Below are 4,391 nucleotides of genomic sequence, written 5' to 3'. Positions count from 1 at the left end.
TTGGGAGGAAGACCATGCGTAGACTGATGACGACGAGTGCTCTGGTAGCGCTGGCGGTTGCCGGTGCAGCGGCTGGAGCGCGTGCGGCGGATGTTAAGGAAGTGCAGATGCTGCACTGGTGGACGTCTGGCGGCGAGGCTGCGGCGTTGAACGTGCTGAAGCAGGATCTGTCCAAGGAAGGCTATGCCTGGAAGGACGTTCCGGTTGCCGGCGGTGGCGGCGATGCGGCCATGACGGCGCTGAAGGCGATGGTTGCCGCCGGCAATTATCCGACCGCCTCGCAGATGCTCGGCTATACCGTGCTCGATTATGCCCAGGAAGGCGTGATGGGCGACCTGACCGAGACCGCCAAGAAGGAAGGCTGGGACAAGTCGGTTCCAAAGGCGCTGCAGAAGTTCGCCGTCTACAAGGGCAAGTGGGTCGCAGCCCCGGTCAACGTCCACTCCGTCAACTGGCTGTGGATCAACAAGGCCGTCATGGACAAGATCGGCGGCACCCAGCCCAAGACGTTTGATGACCTGATCGCGCTGCTCGACAAGGCCAAGGCTGCCGGCGTCGTGCCGCTGGCACTCGGCGGTCAGGATTGGCAGGAAGCGACGATGTTCGATTCGATCGTGCTGTCGACCGGCGGTCCGGAATTCTACAAGAAGGCCTTCAACGACCTCGACGAGGCCTCGCTGAAGTCCGACACGATGAAGAAGTCCTTCGATAACCTGGCCAAGATCACCAAGTATGTCGACCCGAACTTCTCGGGCCGCGACTGGAACCTTGCCACCGCCATGGTCATCAAGGGTGATGCCCTCGTGCAGGTCATGGGCGACTGGGCCAAGGGCGAATTCGTCGCCGCCAAGAAGACCCCGAACACCGACTATCTGTGCTACCGCTTCCCCGGCACCGAAGGCAGCGTGATCTACAACTCCGACATGTTCGGCATGTTCAACGTTCCCGCCGACCGCAAGGCCGCCCAGGTAGCGCTGGCAACCGCAACCCTGTCGAAGAGCTTCCAGTCGGCCTTCAACGTCGTCAAGGGCTCGGTTCCCTCCCGCACCGACGTGCCGGACACCGCGTTTGACGCCTGCGGCAAGAAGGGCATTGCCGACCTGAAGCACGCCAATGAAGGCGGCACGCTGTTCGGCTCGCTCGCCCAGGGCTATGGCGCACCTCCGGCAATCGCCAATGCCTATAAGGACGTGGTCTCCAAATTCGTCCACGGCCAGATCAAGTCCTCCGACGAAGCTGTCACCCAGCTCGTCCAGGCGATCGACGACGCACGCTGATAGCGGATCTTGAGAACGGCTTTCCCGCCTGAGCGGGGAAGCCTCTGACGGCAGGCCATACCTCGGGGAGGAGATGAACCTCATGAGTTCAATTGCAACAAGGGAACCGGTACCGGCGCGGCCGGCGGTTTCATTCCGCGCGCGCCTGCAGGACGCGCTACCCAGGATCGTGCTTGCGCCAAGCTTCGCCATCACGCTGGTCTTCGTCTACGGCTTCATTCTGTGGACCGTCTACCTGTCCTTCACCAATTCCAAGACCTTCCCCTCCTATGACCTGACGGGCGCACGCGCCTATCAGCGCCTCTGGCGCTGGACCTTCGAGAACGATCCGCCATCCTCCTGGTACACCTCGATCGTCAATATGGGGATCTTCGGCTTCCTCTATATCTTCATCTGCCTGGCGCTCGGCCTGCTGCTGGCGATCCTGCTCGACCAGAAGATCCGCGGCGAGGGCATCCTCAGGCCGATCTTCCTCTATCCGATGGCGCTCTCCTTCATCGTCACGGGCGTCGCCTGGAAGTGGTTCCTCGATCCGGGTCTCGGCCTTGAGCAGACATTGCATCAGTTCGGCTGGACCAGCTTTCACTTCGACTGGATCAAGAACAAGGACTTCGTCATCTACACCGTCGTCATCGCCGGTGTCTGGCAGGCCTCCGGATTCATCATGGCCATGTTCCTGGCCGGCTTGCGCGGTATCGACAGCGAGATCATGAAGGCGGCGCAGATCGATGGCGCCTCGCCGCTGCAGCTCTATCGCCGCATCATCATTCCGCTGCTGCGCCCGGTATTCCTCTCCGCCTTCATCGTGCTCGCCCATATGGCGATCAAGTCCTACGATCTGGTGGTGGCGCTGACCTCGGGCGGCCCCGGCGGCTCGGCCTGGCTGCCGTCCAACTTCATGTATGAATACACCTTCAAGCGCAATGAGATGGCCGTCGGCTCGGCCAGCGCCGTGATCATGCTGATGACCATCTCGGCCATCATCGTTCCCTATCTCTATTCCGAACTGAAGGAGAAGGCGCGATGAGCTCCGTTGCCACCTCCACAGCCGGCCTGGCGCCGCACGACAACCCCACCCATCGCGCCAATCGCGGCCGCTGGGTCAGCCGGGTCATCATCTACGGCCTGCTGTTCCTGTTTGCGCTGTTCTATCTCGCGCCGCTCTTCGTCATGCTCGTCACCTCGTTCAAGACCATGGACGAGATCCAGAACGGCAACATGCTGGCGCTGCCCAAGTCTCCCACTTTCGATCCCTGGCTGAAGGCCTGGGGCGAGACCTGCGTCGGCCTCACCTGCGCCGGCATCAAGGGCTACTTCTGGAACTCCATCAAAATGGTGGTGCCGGCCGTGGCGATCTCGACCATCCTTGGTGCGCTTAACGGCTATGTGCTGACCAAGTGGCGCTTTCCCGGCCATACGCTGGTGTTCGGCCTGATGCTGTTTGCCTGCTTCATTCCGTTCCAGTCGGTGCTTCTGCCGATGGCGACCATCCTCGGCACGCTCGGCCGCTTCGGCGTCACCCTGCAGGATGCCACGGGGTTTAGCTTCGGCTTCGGCAATTCCACCGTCAACCTGGTCTTCGTCCACGTCGTCTACGGCCTCGGCTTCACCACGCTGTTCTTCCGCAACTACTACGAGGCCTTTCCGACCGAGCTGGTCAGGGCCGCCCAGGTCGACGGCGCCGGCTTCTTCCAGATCTTCCGCCGCATCATGCTGCCAAGCTCGCTGCCGATCATCGTCGTCACCGTCATCTACCAGTTCACCAATATCTGGAACGACTTCCTGTTTGCGTCCGCCTATGCCGGCACCGGCGATGCCATGCCGATGACCGTCGCGCTCAACAATGTCGTCAACACCTCGACCGGCGTGGTCGAATACAACGTCAACATGGCCGCCGCCATGATCGCCGCCGTCCCCACGCTCATCGTCTACATTCTCGCTGGCCGCTATTTCGTGCGCGGTCTGATGGCGGGCGCAGTCAAAGGATAACAGCCATGGCCTTTCTAGAAATTTCCGGACTGAAGAAGCGCTATGGCGCCGTCGACATCCTCAAGGGCATCGATCTCGAGCTCGAGAAGGGCGGCTTCCTCGTCCTCGTCGGACCCTCCGGCTGCGGCAAGTCCACCCTGCTCAACACCATTGCCGGCCTTGAAGCCATCAGCGACGGCGACATCCGCGTCGACGGACGCTCCATCGCCGGCCTGCATCCCTCCAAGCGCGATATCGCCATGGTGTTCCAGAGCTATGCGCTCTATCCGAACATGACGGTTGCCGGCAACATCGCCTTTGGCATGGAGATGCGCGGCGTGCCCGCCGACGAGCGCAAGAAGGCGATCGACGAGGTCGCCAAGGTGCTGCAGATCAGCCATCTGCTCGATCGCAAGCCGAGCCAGCTATCGGGCGGCCAGCGCCAGCGCGTCGCCATGGGCCGTGCGCTCGTGCGCGATCCAAAGCTCTTCCTGTTCGACGAGCCGCTGTCCAATCTCGATGCCAAGCTGCGCGTCGACATGCGCACCGAGATCAAGCGCCTGCACGAACGCATGAAGACCACCATCGTCTATGTCACCCATGACCAGATCGAGGCCATGACGCTGGCAACCAAGATCGCCGTTCTCAAGGATGGCGTGCTGCAGCAGTTCGGCTCACCGGCCGAGATCTACAACAATCCCGCCAACATGTTCGTCGCCGACTTCATGGGCTCACCCGCCATGAACCTGCTCTCCGGCACCATCGAAAAGGGCAGCAACGGCCTGTCCGTCTCCTTGGCGCGCGGCGATGGCGAGCTGATCCGGCTGCCGATTGCCGCCGGGCGCGAGCAGCTCGAGGCCCATGACGGCCGTGCCGTCGTCTTCGGCATTCGCCCCGAGGCACTGACCGACCCCGACGGCGCCGACCGCAATGCCAAGACCGTCTCCGAAAACGATTGCCTCATCGAAGTGGTCGAGCCCGCCGGCTCCGACACCTTCGCCGTCATCAAGCTCGGCGGCAAGGAAGTCGTCGCCCGCCTGCGCGCCGACGTCCGCATCCAGGCCGGCCAGAACGCTCGCCTCGCATTCAACCTCGATAAAACCGTCTTCTTCGATCCCAAAACCCAAGCAAGAATAGCTTGAGGGG

The 4,391-nt window shown here is 62.1% G+C and carries 4 protein-coding genes; all 4 read left to right on the top strand.

Annotated features, from left to right (window positions below; genetic code table 11):
* The first annotated feature begins 14 nt into the window (after positions 1-14).
* Positions 15-1,277, top strand: a complete 1,263-nt coding sequence (locus A6U86_RS27720; protein WP_068398097.1) for an ABC transporter substrate-binding protein — start codon at positions 15-17, stop codon at positions 1,275-1,277.
* An 82-nt stretch (positions 1,278-1,359) separates the two neighbouring features.
* Positions 1,360-2,304, top strand: a complete 945-nt coding sequence (locus tag A6U86_RS27715; RefSeq protein ID WP_068398095.1) for a carbohydrate ABC transporter permease — start codon at positions 1,360-1,362, stop codon at positions 2,302-2,304.
* Positions 2,301-3,266 carry a carbohydrate ABC transporter permease gene (locus A6U86_RS27710; RefSeq protein WP_068398092.1) on the top strand — a complete coding sequence of 322 codons (966 nt, stop codon included), beginning with the start codon at positions 2,301-2,303 and terminating at the stop codon, positions 3,264-3,266. Before A6U86_RS27715 ends, A6U86_RS27710 begins: the two co-directional genes overlap by 4 nt.
* A 5-nt stretch (positions 3,267-3,271) precedes the next feature.
* Positions 3,272-4,387 (top strand): ABC transporter ATP-binding protein, encoded by a 1,116-nt coding sequence (locus A6U86_RS27705; protein WP_068398089.1) that lies wholly within the window; start codon positions 3,272-3,274, stop codon positions 4,385-4,387.
* The last annotated feature ends 4 nt before the right edge of the window (positions 4,388-4,391 follow it).

This window comes from Rhizobium sp. AC27/96 (assembly GCF_001692325.1).
GTDB lineage: Bacteria > Pseudomonadota > Alphaproteobacteria > Rhizobiales > Rhizobiaceae > Rhizobium.
Note: the sequence above shows the minus strand (reverse complement) of the source record. Positions and strands in the feature narration are given on the sequence as shown.